Annotated in this window: 16 protein-coding genes; 6 read left to right on the plus strand and 10 right to left on the minus strand. The window is 33.1% G+C overall.

From position 1 onward, the window contains the following. Window positions 1-151: 151 nt before the first annotated feature. Window positions 152-292, plus strand: coding sequence for a YflJ family protein (locus M014_RS27830; protein WP_003195687.1), 141 nt, complete (start codon window positions 152-154; stop codon window positions 290-292). A 56-nt stretch (window positions 293-348) separates the two neighbouring features. Here M014_RS27830 and M014_RS0104230 read toward each other — a convergent pair whose 3' ends face one another. Beyond that, a complete protein-coding gene (locus M014_RS0104230; protein ID WP_026590605.1) occupies window positions 349-915 on the minus strand; it encodes a TetR/AcrR family transcriptional regulator in 567 nt (188 codons plus the stop codon). A gap of 146 nt (window positions 916-1,061) precedes the next feature. On the opposite strand from M014_RS0104230, the gene M014_RS0104235 reads away from it, so the two are divergent. Then, complete coding sequence (locus tag M014_RS0104235; RefSeq protein WP_026590606.1) at window positions 1,062-1,820, plus strand: SDR family oxidoreductase; 759 nt, start codon at window positions 1,062-1,064, stop codon at window positions 1,818-1,820. Between the two features lie 640 nt (window positions 1,821-2,460). On the opposite strand, the gene M014_RS0104245 is transcribed toward M014_RS0104235, so the two are convergent. Continuing rightward, window positions 2,461-2,772, minus strand: a complete 312-nt coding sequence (locus tag M014_RS0104245) for a heavy metal-binding domain-containing protein (RefSeq protein WP_026590607.1) — start codon at window positions 2,770-2,772, stop codon at window positions 2,461-2,463. Window positions 2,773-2,949: 177 nt separating this feature from the next. Continuing rightward, entirely contained in the window at window positions 2,950-3,750 is an 801-nt protein-coding gene (locus M014_RS0104250) for a hypothetical protein (protein ID WP_026590608.1), read from the minus strand. A 376-nt stretch (window positions 3,751-4,126) separates the two neighbouring features. Between M014_RS0104250 and M014_RS0104255 the strand changes: the two genes are divergently transcribed. After that, a complete protein-coding gene (locus M014_RS0104255; RefSeq protein WP_026590609.1) occupies window positions 4,127-4,564 on the plus strand; it encodes a GNAT family N-acetyltransferase in 438 nt (145 codons plus the stop codon). 33 nt (window positions 4,565-4,597) lie between these two features. Next, a complete protein-coding gene (locus M014_RS0104260) occupies window positions 4,598-4,819 on the plus strand; it encodes a hypothetical protein (RefSeq protein ID WP_026590610.1) in 222 nt (73 codons plus the stop codon). A gap of 141 nt (window positions 4,820-4,960) precedes the next feature. Here M014_RS0104260 and M014_RS0104265 read toward each other — a convergent pair whose 3' ends face one another. The 5 genes from M014_RS0104265 to M014_RS0104290 all read right to left on the minus strand — a co-directional run bounded on the left by M014_RS0104265 (window position 4,961) and on the right by M014_RS0104290 (window position 10,378). Then, on the minus strand, window positions 4,961-5,812 hold the full coding sequence (locus M014_RS0104265) for a phospholipase C (protein WP_026590611.1): 852 nt from the start codon (window positions 5,810-5,812) through the stop codon (window positions 4,961-4,963). Between the two features lie 114 nt (window positions 5,813-5,926). Then, entirely contained in the window at window positions 5,927-6,688 is a 762-nt protein-coding gene (locus M014_RS0104270; RefSeq protein ID WP_026590612.1) for a hypothetical protein, read from the minus strand. A 611-nt stretch (window positions 6,689-7,299) separates the two neighbouring features. Beyond that, window positions 7,300-8,256 (minus strand): hypothetical protein, encoded by a 957-nt coding sequence (locus M014_RS0104275; protein ID WP_026590613.1) that lies wholly within the window; start codon window positions 8,254-8,256, stop codon window positions 7,300-7,302. Between the two features lie 1,043 nt (window positions 8,257-9,299). Then, the gene (locus M014_RS0104285; RefSeq protein ID WP_026590615.1) at window positions 9,300-9,845 is read right to left on the minus strand and encodes an SMI1/KNR4 family protein; all 546 of its coding nucleotides are present in this window, start codon (window positions 9,843-9,845) and stop codon (window positions 9,300-9,302) included. Between the two features lie 95 nt (window positions 9,846-9,940). After that, window positions 9,941-10,378 (minus strand): GNAT family N-acetyltransferase, encoded by a 438-nt coding sequence (locus M014_RS0104290; RefSeq protein WP_026590616.1) that lies wholly within the window; start codon window positions 10,376-10,378, stop codon window positions 9,941-9,943. A gap of 741 nt (window positions 10,379-11,119) precedes the next feature. On the opposite strand from M014_RS0104290, the gene M014_RS0104295 reads away from it, so the two are divergent. After that, on the plus strand, window positions 11,120-12,043 hold the full coding sequence (locus tag M014_RS0104295) for a hypothetical protein (protein WP_026590617.1): 924 nt from the start codon (window positions 11,120-11,122) through the stop codon (window positions 12,041-12,043). 489 nt (window positions 12,044-12,532) lie between these two features. Continuing rightward, the gene (tnpA, locus tag M014_RS30555; protein ID WP_442852731.1) at window positions 12,533-12,646 is read left to right on the plus strand and encodes an IS66 family insertion sequence element accessory protein TnpA; all 114 of its coding nucleotides are present in this window, start codon (window positions 12,533-12,535) and stop codon (window positions 12,644-12,646) included. A 77-nt stretch (window positions 12,647-12,723) separates the two neighbouring features. Here the strand turns inward: tnpA and M014_RS0104300 are convergent, their stop codons facing one another. Further along, window positions 12,724-13,926: an L-lactate MFS transporter gene (locus M014_RS0104300; RefSeq protein ID WP_026590618.1), complete on the minus strand. Its 1,203-nt coding sequence runs from the start codon at window positions 13,924-13,926 to the stop codon at window positions 12,724-12,726. Window positions 13,927-14,335: 409 nt separating this feature from the next. After that, a complete protein-coding gene (locus tag M014_RS0104310; protein WP_026590619.1) occupies window positions 14,336-14,617 on the minus strand; it encodes a hypothetical protein in 282 nt (93 codons plus the stop codon). Window positions 14,618-14,824: the final 207 nt, after the last annotated feature.

Consider the following 14,824-nt stretch of genomic DNA (forward strand, 5'->3'; position numbering starts at 1 on the left):
TCGCGCCCACCTCGTTATATACTACCTTTAGTATATATGTCTTTTGCATCAAAGTTAACCATTTTCACACGAAATTCATTTCCTTCATCTACATCCTGAACCTCCAAAATCAGAATAAATTACAAAAACAAATTTGAAGGGGAGCGATTACATGTATTTCGGTAGCAAAGGTTGGTACGTAAAAGAGCTAAAAAAATTAGGTATCCGTACTTATGAAGGTAAAAAACTAGAATCTTATCGTACGCATGTTTTGGCTAGTTTGCTTGAGAGAATGAAGAGAGAGTCAGCTTAATACAAAGAAAGAAGCAACGTTTTATGGCGTTGTTTCTTTTCTCTTTTTTTGTTCAATTAGCCGTCTACTTTCATATTTAAAAATTGAACAAGTTGATCATTTAAATAACTTGTACTATACGAAAAATCATTTTGATACCACTCAATAATTATGCCAATTATCGCATTCGCTTGATAAGAAGAATAAAGCGAATGATTAACTCCTTCTTTAAGCAAAGCTTCTTGATCTTGAAGTAACAATTTCTTTATTTCCTCGAACAGTAAATAGTAGTACATTAATGGAACCTTTTTGGAAAAAATAATTCTGTAAAATGATTTGTATTTTTCGATATGATGAAAAATCCGAATGGTAGAAGGATCTAAGTTACTAGTTTTCAATACTGATACATGGCGATAAGATTCTTGATAAGAACATGCCAAATCTGCTGTAATTTCCTTAAAATATTCCTCAAATAAATCTTCTATTTGTGTATAATGCAAGTAAAATGTGCCACGATTTATTTTTGCTTTTCTACAAATTTCCGAGATTGAGATGACTTCTAGACTTTTTTCGTTTAATAATTCTAACAATGCATTATGTAACGCCTCTTTTGTTTTCACAATACGCATATCTGTACGCATCATTTTTTCACCTCTTATTAAACACATCTCTTACTATGTGTTAATTATTGAACAGTTATCGTTATTTTGCTCATTGTAAGCGTTCTTTTATATGATTATAATTTTTATTGAACAACTGTTCAATAAAAAGACAAAGGGGGCCGTTTCAGATGAGATTAAAAGGAAAAGTAGCAATTGTCACTGGTGCTGCATCAGGCATGGGGAAAGCTATTGCACAAGGTTATGCAAAAGAAGGAGCAAAGGTCGTTGTATCAGACTTAAACTTAGAAGGGGCTCAACATGTAGTACAGGGAATTAAGGCTATAGGTGCAGAAGCCATTGCTGTTCAAACAAACGTGACTTCCGATGAGGATCTACAACGTCTTTTTGATGAAACAAAACAAACTTATGGAAAATTAGATATTCTTGTTAATAATGCCGGCATTATGGATGGAATGGAACCTGTTGGTGAAATTTTAGACGAACGCTGGGAGAAGGTTTTCTCTGTTAATACGGTATCTGTCATGAAAGCAATGCGGATTGCAGTAAATCTATTCTTAGAACAAGGACACGGGACAATCGTCAATAATATTTCCGCTGGCGGATTATACGGTGCACGTGCTGGTGCTGCTTACACAGCATCTAAACATGCAGTCGTTGGCCTAACAAAAAACACTGCCTTTATGTATGCGGACAAAAACATTCGTTGTAACGGAATCGCTCCTGGAGCAGTCATGACAAACATAGCTTCTTCAATGACTCATTTGAGCGAATTTGGTATGAGCCGCCAATCATTAGGTATGGCAATTAATCCACGCGTTGGACAACCAGAAGAAGTTGCACAACTAGCTATCTTCTTAGGCTCAGACGAGGCTAGCTTCGTAAACGGACAAGTCATTGCTGTAGACGGTGGCTGGACTTCATATTAATGTTCATGAACACCTATTATATTCACCTTTCCGCTCGTAATTTGTTCCATTTGAATCTCGTGCTTAAGCTAGAATCATATGGTACGCATGTATTGGCAAGTTTGCTTGAAAAAGAAAAGAGACAATCTGCTTAATACATGAAAAGAAGCAATGTTTTTTGACGTTGCTTCTTTTCTTCCAGTCAATTACATAACAAATAGAACTTTTCTAATTGATTAGCTATCGTTTCATACGAATACTTAAAACTTATACCCTATACGAAGAGAGGAACTATGCAATCTCCAATCATTTTGTGTGAATCACACTATTCTACTCCCAGGGCCCTTTTCTTATCATGCCGTTTTTATTTCAACAAGGAAATCATAATTTTCTCTAACTCAGTCTCATTTAAAACATCATCAATGATTACAACTTGATAAGTACTGTCCTTTCCTTTTGCAGGAACAATCATCTTCATCCCCTTTACATTGCTTCTTCTGCTGTTTAGCCAGCACATCTGCACGTGCATTTAATAAAGATAAAAACGATAAACGGATATAAAAAAATGGCTTCGATACAATATCGAAACCATCTTTTAAACATCTCTTTATAAAATTATCTATTCTATAGAGATAGTTTATTCATTTATCTAATATGTATTTTATATACGTACAGCCGTACCACTTACAGCAACCATTAACATTCCGTCACGAACAACCTCATAGTCTACATCAACGCCAACAATTGCATTTGCTCCTTTTTGCTTCGCAAGTTGTTTCATTTCTTCTATCGCAATATCACGGGCTTCTTTTAATTTACTTTCATATGCGCCAGCGCGGCCACCGACAACATCACGAACAGAAGCAAATAAATCACGTACAATATTTGCGCCCATAATCGCTTCACCATTTACAATATCCACATACTCAATAATTTCTTTACCTTGAATTCCAGAAGTTGTTGTTACAATCATTACTGACACTCTCCTATAATTTATAAAAATGTATTTGCGTTTCTTATACCTATATTATTACATGAAAAAAATAAATAAACTATTTACTAACCTTACAAAAAGGTGACACTTTTGTAAGAATTATAAGCAAAAAGAACAGCGTCACTTTCGCGGACTCTGTTCTTTTTATTTTTCCTATTAAACGCTCTCTCTACTTTTCCTAATTTCAATTATGTATAAACTATAAAGGAGCACCCCTAGCCCTAGAATTTTTTCATTCTTAGACGCATTGGGACCTAGTGTAATAGTAGGTACGTTTAACCCCATAAACCTTTCACTCCATTCTATAGGCATATACCCTTGCTTACCGATTGCTAATGTACGTCCATCTGTTGTACGGAGAGTTGTTTGAATAAAATCAACCTCAACTTTTACATCAGATAACTTCGTTTCTTTATCCGTCATCAAAGAGCCACGTATCGAGCCAAAACTTTGTATCATTTTCTCTTTAAACATACCGAGTTGGTTATAATTCGAATCGTAGATTACCCAATCATATCCGTCAGCTCCAGTATGAAAATATGCAAGAATTTCCCCGCTACTCGTTTCTAATCCATAAACATCTTTATTTCTCAAAAAAGGTATCACTGAAAAAAGAATGTTAGATGAAATGATCTTTGTTCCAGCAACATATCCCCCATCTGGATGATATAGGCCAAATTGTTTATTCTGTTTAGGCAATTCTAATACGACAAACGTATCGACATCCCAAAACGTTACATTGCTTTTCACCGTATTCTTTTGTATCAAGTTTCCTTTTCGTAATTGCCAAAATCCAATTCCGAAAAAAACAGAAGAAACAAGAACAATAAAGATAATCTGTCCCCAATTCACAAATCCCCAAGTCCCGTATACACACCATAGCGCAAACAGAAAAATACCTGTTCCAATAAGAAGTTTAAACTTCCCTTTCCGCTTATAATAATCAAATAGTTCCATTTCTACATCCCTACCCCTTATTTGTATGTCTTAACTATTAATCTATCAAAAATAGATGAGATTCCCTAGAAAAAAAATGGATCCGATTTAATATCGAATCCATTTTTAAATATATAATTTTAAGCGCTCTCATTAAAACCGTACATTCATTCGTGTTTACGAATAATAAAGTTGTTTGAAAAATAATATAATCGTTTAAAACATAATAAAGTTTTTTAAAATGAAGACCTAATACTAACTATTGAGATTGTGAAATACATGCACTTCAAAGGGTTAGGTTACTTGAAAAAGAAATCAATTTAATTATAGGCTTTTGAAGAATATTACTAGGATATTATGCTAAACTTAAAGAAACGAAAAAGGGTTGATTTTACTAATGGAAATTAGAAAACCTAATGATTTAGAACTTAAAAATATTATTTTACTATCGCCTCAAGCTGTATTTGATGGCACGTTAGGTAAAGTAAAACCTACAAATGAAAAAATTAAGCATCTTGTTGAACCCCTGCTGGAAAAAGGCAGTTATTATTTAATAGCAACAGAAAACAATAAAATAATGGGCTGGATTCTTATAGGGGCAAGTAAAGATCAATTTACTGACAAGATGAATGGATTTATTTATGAATTATTTGTCAGAGAAGAATTTAGAGGAAATGGAATTTCTAAATGGTTAATGAGAACAGCCATTGAACATCTAAAACAAGATGGACACTCTGAAGTCTGTCTAAGTGCATTTGCAGGGAATAAAGCTATTAAACTTTATGAAAAAATGGGCTTTAACATAAGAACTGTTTCCATGAGTTTACCATTATAAGCAAATGGTTGCTATCATAAATGAGCAGCCTTAGTGAAACAAGAATTAAACAACTTTATTATCTCTGTACAATTCGGTTTATTAAAAGGTAAGCTCTTTCTATGTTTGGATTTAAGTCATTACATAAGTGATGTTAAAGCCGTGCATAGGACGAAAAAAGGGCAACTCATTTTACCGGATAAGCCTGTCCAGAACCAAAAAACCCCCAAGGCAGAGAAAAGGAATGTTCACTGTCTTGGGGTTTTATCATTTTAAAGGAGCTTTTTCGGAAGCTCTGTTTAATCAATTTTCTCTACCACATCTAGGCGAATTATTTTTAAATCGTCTGTTTGAATTGCAAATGTTGAAGTAGATGATGCTTTAACTTTTGCCATGTGCAAATGGATTTGTTATTTGTTATTTGTTATTTACGTACGTATCAAACCATAAATGGATATATCCAGCTGTAATACGCTGCGCTTCGATTAAGCGTTTTCCCGTTACCGGCGTTACCTCAGCACGCCACTTATCAGCAGAGTCTTGTGATACAGCAGCTTTTAGGAACCAACTTTTCGTATTATCATTAACAATTGATGGGAAATCAGCCTTTGCTGCTGATGCTGATGCATGAACCCAATCTTCTGGATTTGTACTTTGCCAATTCCAATAGCCATTTCCATCTGTTACTCTATAATTGTCTTTCACTGTATCAACGAAATTTTCATATTTTGAGTGGAAGCCAAATGGATGCGAAATGTTAGTAAAGTTTGCTGCATGCATTGGTTGGTTGACATCCCCTAAATAATGAAGTGATAATCCTAAATAGAAGAATGCATTTTTCAGATCTTTATTTTGATAAGCTTCACCAGCTAGTTTAAAATATTTCGCTCCTGTTTGCTTTGCTTGTTTAGCAAATGGAATATACGTTTTTCCTGAATCAGGATCATAGAAGTGTGAAGCAAATGTAGAATTATCATAGTATGGGTTTTCATAATCCGCAGAGTAAATACCTTTCTCTAGATCCGTACGCCATTCATTTAATAGAGCTGTCTCATTTTGCTTCACAACAGTCGTATTTTGGGACATAATATCAATGGCTCTGTTGACAATCCATAAATGAGAACTTACACCTTCATTATGTATAGATTCTGCTGACCACTTTAAAGCAATTGGTGGATCTTGGTGGCAATTTTCATGTGCAAACGCCACACTTTGGATAGGAGCTGTTAAAGCAATTACAGAAGCTAAAGCTAAAATTTTTCTTTTCATAAATATTCCTCCATTTGATATATAATTTAAATTTCTTTCATAGGGTCCTCTCTTACCTTACTGAAAGACACATTGCACATTAATAAATACAGTTATATAAATGTACTAGATGCTTTATGGTAAAGGCACTAATTCATAACCAGATTGATATGGCGGCGCAGAACTTCCCCATAGTTTATCTTGATTTGAAAATGGTTGCTCTGAAGTCTCTAGCTCAAAATATGATGTAACTCCATACTCAGAATTTTGTGGATCTGCATTGTACCAATCGGTAGGTCTACCCATTTTATCTCTAAGATAATCAGTTTTACCTGTTATTAAATTGATTTCCTTTGAATTTTGTTCCTGAACTGTTAACGTACTTTTTGATTGGTCGCTAAAATAAATCCAGCCACGATTCCCAGCATTGACATATTTTTTAATTCCTCCTGCCTCTGCATTTGGTCCCCCAATCCACATTGACATGGTAACTGGCGTACTATGTCTTATATATCCATCACTTTCTACCCCATCTGGAGTTTCAAAATTTATAGGTGTACCATAGTACTCATTACCTTTTGTATCCTTATGAATCTCAGCAGTACCATAATAAGATTTATCTTTATATTGAATTACATAATGCCAACCCGCAAACTTCTCATAAGTTACTCCAAGTTTTTTCTGACCTACACCAGCATAAGCAGCATGCCGAGGCTTACCATCCCAAATTTTACGTACCATTATATAATCTTTAGATGTCTTGACTGGATCCCCATAAATATCAAGTATACGATTGTCCCCAGCTGCATAAGCAGAATTTGTTGGAAAAACAGTAATAATCAAACTAAATATGAATGCTAAGAATGTAACCATTGGTAGTTTTCTTTTCATAAACATGCCTTAATCCTTTCTTATTTTCAATAATGGTTTTACTATCTGCGCGCATCGTCTACCAGTAGATAAGCCTCAGATTATCTAACAAATCTTTCATTTCTCTTTCATAAATGTTACAAAACCCTTTCAAAGGTCTAACCTCTTTACTGATAAAACTAACACGTAAAAAAGGAAACCTGCATGTTCATTAGCTTCATAGATCAGTTATTCAATAATACATATATGAATATGCAATTTTGCATATTTAAATGAATTGATATCAATACAGGTGCTTACGGTAATAAAAGCATAAAAAACGTTATCCTTTCTAATCTAGCCTGTTTAGGAAGGATAACGTTTTTTGTATTTGAGGGCATTACAATCTCTTAAGTTGCGAGGCATGTTGGTGCCTTCTTAGTGGTTTATAACATTATTTTTTTATTAGATCGAAAATGTAATACGATAAATCACCATTAAATGATTTGGGCCTTTTGTCAATTCATTGAACCTATGGAATTACTACAATCAGGTTCTTTACAATCATATAGATCAACAATATCATATCTATGTGGACCTAACAGATTAATAGTTGCTATCTCCATATGCTAGGAGGGAATTAAACTGAACCTAATTTTTTACTTAGATGTAAGAGCCACTAAAACATCTACTGGATAATCAACTGAGTTTTTCACTTTATATTCTGTCGGACTTGTAAGATCCTTAAATTGATCACCAAATTGACCAAAAATATTATCCCAAATACCATTTTGTTCAGACATCCATTTTTGTAATTTTTCTCCTGGAGTAACTGAATATGTTGCTACCTGTTGATATAATGCAGTTCTATATTGATCATATGCATAATCAGTCTTTGGATTAAAGTCAAATGTTTTTGTAACTGTACTTTCTGAATTTAGAGTAACACCATAACCAAAACTTGCAGTTAATGATTGATTTACTTTTGCAACTCCTTCAAGACCTACTTCCATTCCAATTGTATAAGATAACCCTACAGTTACATTATGCGAAATACCACTTGTAACCGCTTTGCTCCAATGATAACCTGAATTTTTATCTACTACATTTGAATCAATCAATTTCCAATTTACTTCTTTCTTCAATTTCGTATCTTCTAAAATTGGATCATTTTTAGGAATTGCTATTGTATATAATACTTCTCCTTTGTTACCTGTTTTTTCATATTCTTCTCCAACTTTAAGCCAAGTGCCATCAGCTTTTAAAACCTTATGTTTAGAATTAGCATCTATTTTTAATCCATAAACTCTCGCTCCATTACTCTTAGCAACAACATCTACATATACATAATCAATTAACTTTCCATCTTCTGTAGACACATGCCATTCATTAGGAAATTCTTCATAAGGACCTGTAGGAATGTAAGGAAGTTGCGTACCATTTTTAGCAACCTGAGCTGCTGTCATAGGTGCTTTTGGTCCTTGTGAATCTACTACAATCGGAAGATTTCCTACATTCGTTGAAGTATCAGTAGCTGCCGAAGAAAATCCTGGTGCTACAAGTAAAGCTGTACTCAATACAAATGCTGCAGGAATCATTTTTTTTATACGCTTCATACTATCTCTCCTCTTTTTTATTATTTCTACAAGACTACAAAAAAATGAAATTGTACAATTTGCTACTCATACTTTTTACTGAAGAATAAAATAACTTTTGCTACGTTTAGTTTAATTTAAATATCTTTCAATACACTTTCATAGATGTTACAAAAGTCTTTCAGTAATGCTATCTTTTAATAATATTCATTATTCGCTGGAGCTGCTTGACTTGCAGGAGGTTAGATAGTTCACCCCATTGCTCCTACAGCTAGCCCTGCCGTGACTTTTTTAATATTGATTTTATCCTATCTCTCCTCTTCTTCTATAATTTCTACAAGATTACGAAAGATGAAATTATACTGTACATTGTCTATACTTTTACTGCAGGATAAAATAACGTTGGCTATGTAGAAACTTAGAATGCTATTTTTACAAATATGATACTTTTGTGATTCTGTATTACTTCCAAACCAAACTAACTGATCATTCAGATAATTAACTCGACATAATGTTACCTGCAATTTTACCGCACTTTTATTGGTGTAGCCTTCTCCTTTCTTAGTGGTCATACCAATTACACCTTTATTAAAACATTAGGTTTCCGCTGCGTAAATAGCAGAATTTTGTCGATTATATTGATTAATTTAGTTATTACGTATTAATACAAGTAAAAATATTATACTTCTAAAATGACTGTGTTATTTTATTTTAATAATTATAATAGTTAGAACTTAATATAACTGATAAAAAAATAACAATTTTAATCCATAAATAAAATTCAATACAATTTAAATGTTATTCATATAATTTAATCACACTCTGTATATGGGTTCCCTTTATTTGGATATGTAAAATTACATCAAAATATAGGTTTAAATAAGGGGTGCTCTTATAAATAACTAGCTGTAAAGAAAGAAAATTTTTTGTTTAGGGTCTACTTCAATCTCTTAAATTGATGTAAATCCATCTACAATCCTATTACTCTAACTGGTGCAATTCTGATGATGTCATAAAAAAACAAAAGGGGATGTAAATAATAATTTACATCCCCTTTTGTAACTCTAATTTTCATTAGAACACTGCATTCTATTATCTTCTTCCAAACAGATTTCTATGAATTCAAATAAACCTTTTGCCTCAACAGAACGTTTTCCCCAATCATGCCAAAAATATAGCACTTGTCCTACTACTCCAGATTCTGATGGATCTGTATCAATGCAAAGATAATCCCCAGCACCATTTTCTGCAATTGGAATCCACTTAGAATTCCAAAGAACAGGTTTAAGTTCATTTTCAATATGCGCCTCTAAATCATCTGAATCGAATTCATCCTGTAGAAATATCCAGTTGTCTATAATTTGAGAAGTTGGGGAAAGGACCAAGTTTCTTACAAAAGATTCAACCCCAGGTTCCCAAATTTGTCCGTTATATATCTCGTAAAAACTTTTCATTTCTTTAGGAAGTGTAATACCCAGTGTAGATTCAATTAACTGAAAATCTTCTTCACTTGCACCCGGTTGGAGGTTTAATGTTTTTTGAAAGTTCACTTCAAGGCTTGAACCTCTACTAATTATACGTTTCCATAGTAATTCAGCTGAATTTATCATGTCTTTTCCCCTCCGATTATATTTCAAAAAATTCAATTTAAAACACACACAATTACTATTAATCTAAGGTTTTGAATTATCCTCATAACGAAAATTTAATTAATTGGTATATACTTCTTGAATCCCTTACTTATAGTGCCATCATAGCCATTTTTAGAAAAGAATTTATGTGCTTCTATTCTATTTGTACTACTTAATAAAATAATTCTTGTGGATCCCCTTGCAATTGATAGCTGTTCTACATGTTTTAGCAACTTTTCACCTATCCCATTACCTCGAAAATCTTCATTTACAATTACATACTCTAGAACGGTATATGGTCTAAATTGATATCCAGGATCAAGACAAAAAGTCATAAATATACTTCCTTTAACTTTACAATCTTCCTCATACACAAATAAGAAATTATTAGAATCATTCTTTATCTGCTCAATTCTTTCTGGTAAAACCCTAATGTTTTTACTATGCGGTGCTAATTTTTTATATAGATTTTCAATTTCATGACTGTCTTTTGGTTCAGCTTCACGAATCATATAATTCCCCCCTCTATTAATACTGATATATCAATAGTTCAACCTATCCTAATATTGCATCTGTTGACTCTATTGTATCCTAAAACAACACTTTTTCGTACATTTCAGATAATAATATGGTAAAAAAAGAGAATGGAAGGGGTGGCGTTTTTTTATTACAAGTTAGGACAAAATCTCGTTCTGGGGTAGTTGTATTTTCTTAGCTTGTTGATAGCGATGTGGCGAGACCCCATGCCTATCAACTTAAGAATACTAAGGGCTGGAATCTTATTGGTTCCTTAAAATGTAGATATGGGAAAATAATGTAAAAAAAACTATTGTATGTTTAAATTCTTTGTGTTACATTTATGTTACAAAACGATTACCGGATGTAACTTTTATTACTTCTTGTTTTCTTTTGTTTTCGGTATGTTACGGTTTATGGTTCGTATCCAATCAACTGAGATTATTTAAAACTAAAGAAATAGCAAACTATAAGCTAAAAATAATTTTTCTATGTGTATAAGAGTGTGTGTAGTAAAGAGTCTGAGTTAGAGCTTTATGCCCATTATTAAAAATCCTTTCTATCTTGAAAGAAGAAGACTACCAACTATTTAGGAGTTTTTAAGTAATGTTAGTAAATGAAATGTACTTCCTTTCCCACACACACTGTAGTACATATTCTACTTTCGGTCTAATTACTACACAGACTTTTATACATATGAAGTTATTGTTTTAGGAATATATAGGGGGAGAGAGAAAATGAGAAAGTTATTAACACTAATTGGACTTACGTTTTTAATGCTAGCTGGATGTAGTAATGGGGATTTTGAAAAAGCAATGGATGAGGGGAAGACCGCGCTAACGAATAAAGAATATAAAAATGCCTTATCATCATTTGAACGAGCACTAGATGAGAAAAAAGATGATTCAGATGCAAAAGTGTTTGTAGAACAAACGAAAGCAATGATTGAAGCAGTGAAGCTAAAAGAAGAAACAAAGGTAGAAGAATCAATTAAGTCATTTGAAAAAGTAGAGAACATGAAGAATGGAAGTAATACGCTTATAAAACAAGCAAAGGAAGAACGAACAGCATTACTAGCCATCTTAGAACAAAAAAAGAAGTATAGTGAGCAACTGGTGAAGAGTGAAGAGTTAATCAGTAAGAAAAATTATTCAGAAGCGAAAGAAATTTTAAATAAGCTAGTTTTAGAAACAAAAGATAACAAGAACCTTGAAGAATATAATAAAAAAGCCTCAGGATTAATCACTAAAATTGGTGAAGAAGAAAATACAAAGAGTAAAACAGTAGCAACAGCGAAGGAACAAAAAACAGATGCAGTAACGAGCCAAAAGGTAGAGACAGAGAAGAATCAAAAGGTAGAGGCAGGAAAGAACCAAAAGGCAGAGGCAGGAAAGAACCAAAAGGCAGAGACAGAGAAGAACCAAAAGGTGGAGACAGGAAAGAATCACGATGAATTTACTTTTGAGAAAGCTATAGGATATATCAAAAAAGAATATAATGAAGAATACACTTACACTCTTGAGGATACTCAAGTAGAAAATGGAAAGAAATATTATAAAATTAGAGTGCGTACGACATATAAAATAGAAGGCGCAGCTGGATCAGGATTTACTGGAGTATTCAAGGTATTTGAAGATGGTACAATTGTTGAAATGCACTAAATCGATGAAAAGGATACGATGAACCGTATCATAAATAAATGAAGTTTAAAAATAAATACCTAATCCCTATTACAACGAAGCAATACGATGTAACCGGGGATATGGAACAGAAAAGTAACCCTACAAAAATGTAAGGTTACTTTTTTGGATCTACTATTAATCTGTAACTTCAATAGTTATAAGGTTCAAATGTACTAAGTATAGGGTCTCACCACACATCCATCAACTTAATAAATTTATAACACCTCAAAACAAAAATTGTGTACATTTTTACCTGGGGATGTCAATTTTCTCATTTTGGAGTCACTTCAAAATACTAGCTTGATAGCGATGTGGCAGTACCTCTATTCCAAAAGACTACTTTTCTTTTTTCGTAAGCGTCAAATATTCCCCACCTACTATTTGTAAATAACCCATGAAATAATCTCCCATACTACACGTGAAGGTTTTTTTATGAAAAGACACCCTATTAAAAAATAAGAAACTTATATTCAAGACTATAAAAACAGTAGATTATCAAATATTGCCTGGTGTCAAAAACAGAACCTATCAGTTCATCGGCCATATTACTGGCTGAAAAAAAGTGAAGGAAACAAAAAATAACTCCAAAATCAACTTTTATTGTAGATTTCGGAGTTACTTTACGTTTACTTTTAGAATGTAATAAAAATTTAAAGTGCTTACGCTACACTGCGATACTCTTCTTGTTTTTCTTTTTTCTGATTAGGTGCTTGGATTAAAACTGCGATAATAAATGACACGACACATAATACGCCAATCACCATGAAAGTTGGTTTAAATCCACCTAAAATTGCACCGATAAATGAACCTGCAAGTGCTCCAAAACCAAAGCCTTGGTACACGATTCCGTAGTTTTTACTATGGTGTTTCATACCGAAGAAATCGCCAACAATGGCTGGGAAAATCGTGATATTTCCACCGAAGCAAAACGCTACACTTGCTACACAGACGAAATATATACCATAATTTAAATCAACAAAGCTGAGTACAAAGACTGACATCGCCATAACGACAAACGTACCGGTAACAATTTTTAAACGGCCAATCTTATCTGATAACGGTCCCAGAATGATTCGACCAACTGTATTAAAGATTGCAACCATAGCGACTGCGTTAGCTGCTGTTGTTGCGCTAAGCCCTACAAGTTGAACACCGATATCTTTTACCATGCCAATTAAGTATAAGCCACTCATACATGATGTAAATAACATAATAAATAACAGATATACTTCTTTTGTGCCTAACATTTCTTTTGTTGTATAGTCCTTGCTATTTGTTTCATGTACTGCACCTTGTTCAGCAGCTTGATGGATTAAACAAGCACCAATCACTATCATAGCTGTAACAATTAAGCCCCAGTAAATAAATGCTTGTGATACGCCAACTGAGTCAATCAGCATTGCGTTAATGTATTTAAAAATCAAACTACCTGTACCATATGCAGATACAGAAATACCTGCGATTAAACCTTTACGCTCTGGGAACCACTTAATTAAATTAGATAGTGAAGTGATATATGCTGTACCATCTGCGTAACCTACAACAACTCCTGCTAGTACATAAAGCATTGCTAATGAGGAAGCTTGTGAACTAAGCATTAATCCAATTCCTAATGCCAATCCGGCTATCATAATGAGTTTACGAAGTCCCCATTTCTCTTGCAATTTACTCGCAAACAAAGTTGAGAATGCTAAAGAAAGGCTAGTGATTGAGAAGGTTATAGCAACAGCATTAAGACCCCATCCATATTTACTCACTAAAGGCTGATTGAATAAGCTCCATGTATATATCGTTCCAAGTCCCATTTGTACAATGACTGTGCCAAGGACAACAAGCCATGGATTAACAGGTGATCGTTTCATGCCATCCCCTCCTCTCTTTTCATTTCAATTCTATTCAATAATCGTCTAACGACGTTTCGTATATCCGCAATACAATGTGTTAAAAAATCGTATACTTTTTTTGCACTCATTTTTGCCACCTCTTTCTATTTGATGGCTTTATTGTATAGGATGTAAGTAATTGCGTAAGCACTTACAACATAGAACGTCAAATATATGAAATCAGTTACAGAAAAAGCGGGATGAAATACAAAAGCTGCTTGTTATATACGAAACAGCTTTTTGCATAAGTACGGCTGGGTTTTAGAAATATGATTCACATTTACGAGATTCCCCTAAAATATATTAAAAAAGCAACATTAAAATTTAACACAACCTAACGAAAAAAGACAAGAGTGATTCCCTTGTCTTTTTTAGAAACATATATGTATTAAGATTTATATTTTTTTACTGTACAAGGAATCGTTACAATATATAAATCTATCGCATAGATTGTAACCCAAATACCTTTTCCTTCAGCTTCTAACTTTTTATTTAGTTGCGATAAATGCTCTGAAACTTTTCTTTTTCCCCATCTTCTCGGAAACCATTGAAAAACCTTAGGAACATTATATTTCTTGTTATACCAGACATTCAATCTCCAAAAAGTGAAAAAAAATGAGACAATAATTACAATGCAAAAAATATCAAAATACGAAACTCCTAAAACCATATTATATATTCTTCCTTTTCACTAAAAATTTGATGATTCATTTCTATTTCTAATATTTTGGTCCCATCATCATAAATTGGCTTGATAGACTTTCCATAATTTTCTCCTTTTAAAAAATAACTTATTATTATTAATAATAAAACTTTCCAAGAGAAAAAAATGTATAAATCAAAAAAAAAGAAATATTTTAATACTATTATTTGTAGC

This window comes from Bacillus sp. UNC437CL72CviS29, from assembly GCF_000482345.1.
GTDB classification, from domain to species: domain Bacteria; phylum Bacillota; class Bacilli; order Bacillales; family Bacillaceae_G; genus Bacillus_A; species Bacillus_A arachidis.

Excerpts from the sequence above, each read along its gene's own strand:
- M014_RS0104300 (WP_026590618.1), bottom strand. The coding sequence starts at position 13,926 with ATGAAACGATCACCTGTTAATCCATGGCTTGTTGTCCTTGGCACAGTC.
- M014_RS27830 (WP_003195687.1), top strand. The coding sequence starts at position 152 with ATGTATTTCGGTAGCAAAGGTTGGTACGTAAAAGAGCTAAAAAAATTA.
- M014_RS0104245 (WP_026590607.1), bottom strand. The coding sequence starts at position 2,772 with ATGATTGTAACAACAACTTCTGGAATTCAAGGTAAAGAAATTATTGAG.
- M014_RS0104230 (WP_026590605.1), bottom strand. The coding sequence starts at position 915 with ATGATGCGTACAGATATGCGTATTGTGAAAACAAAAGAGGCGTTACAT.
- M014_RS0104270 (WP_026590612.1), bottom strand. The coding sequence starts at position 6,688 with ATGTTTATGAAAAGAAAACTACCAATGGTTACATTCTTAGCATTCATA.
- M014_RS0104290 (WP_026590616.1), bottom strand. The coding sequence starts at position 10,378 with ATGATTCGTGAAGCTGAACCAAAAGACAGTCATGAAATTGAAAATCTA.
- M014_RS0104235 (WP_026590606.1), top strand. The coding sequence starts at position 1,062 with ATGAGATTAAAAGGAAAAGTAGCAATTGTCACTGGTGCTGCATCAGGC.
- M014_RS0104285 (WP_026590615.1), bottom strand. The coding sequence starts at position 9,845 with ATGATAAATTCAGCTGAATTACTATGGAAACGTATAATTAGTAGAGGT.
- M014_RS0104250 (WP_026590608.1), bottom strand. The coding sequence starts at position 3,750 with ATGGAACTATTTGATTATTATAAGCGGAAAGGGAAGTTTAAACTTCTT.
- M014_RS0104255 (WP_026590609.1), top strand. The coding sequence starts at position 4,127 with ATGGAAATTAGAAAACCTAATGATTTAGAACTTAAAAATATTATTTTA.
- M014_RS0104265 (WP_026590611.1), bottom strand. The coding sequence starts at position 5,812 with ATGAAAAGAAAAATTTTAGCTTTAGCTTCTGTAATTGCTTTAACAGCT.
- M014_RS0104295 (WP_026590617.1), top strand. The coding sequence starts at position 11,120 with ATGAGAAAGTTATTAACACTAATTGGACTTACGTTTTTAATGCTAGCT.
- M014_RS0104275 (WP_026590613.1), bottom strand. The coding sequence starts at position 8,256 with ATGAAGCGTATAAAAAAAATGATTCCTGCAGCATTTGTATTGAGTACA.
- M014_RS0104310 (WP_026590619.1), bottom strand. The coding sequence starts at position 14,617 with ATGGTTTTAGGAGTTTCGTATTTTGATATTTTTTGCATTGTAATTATT.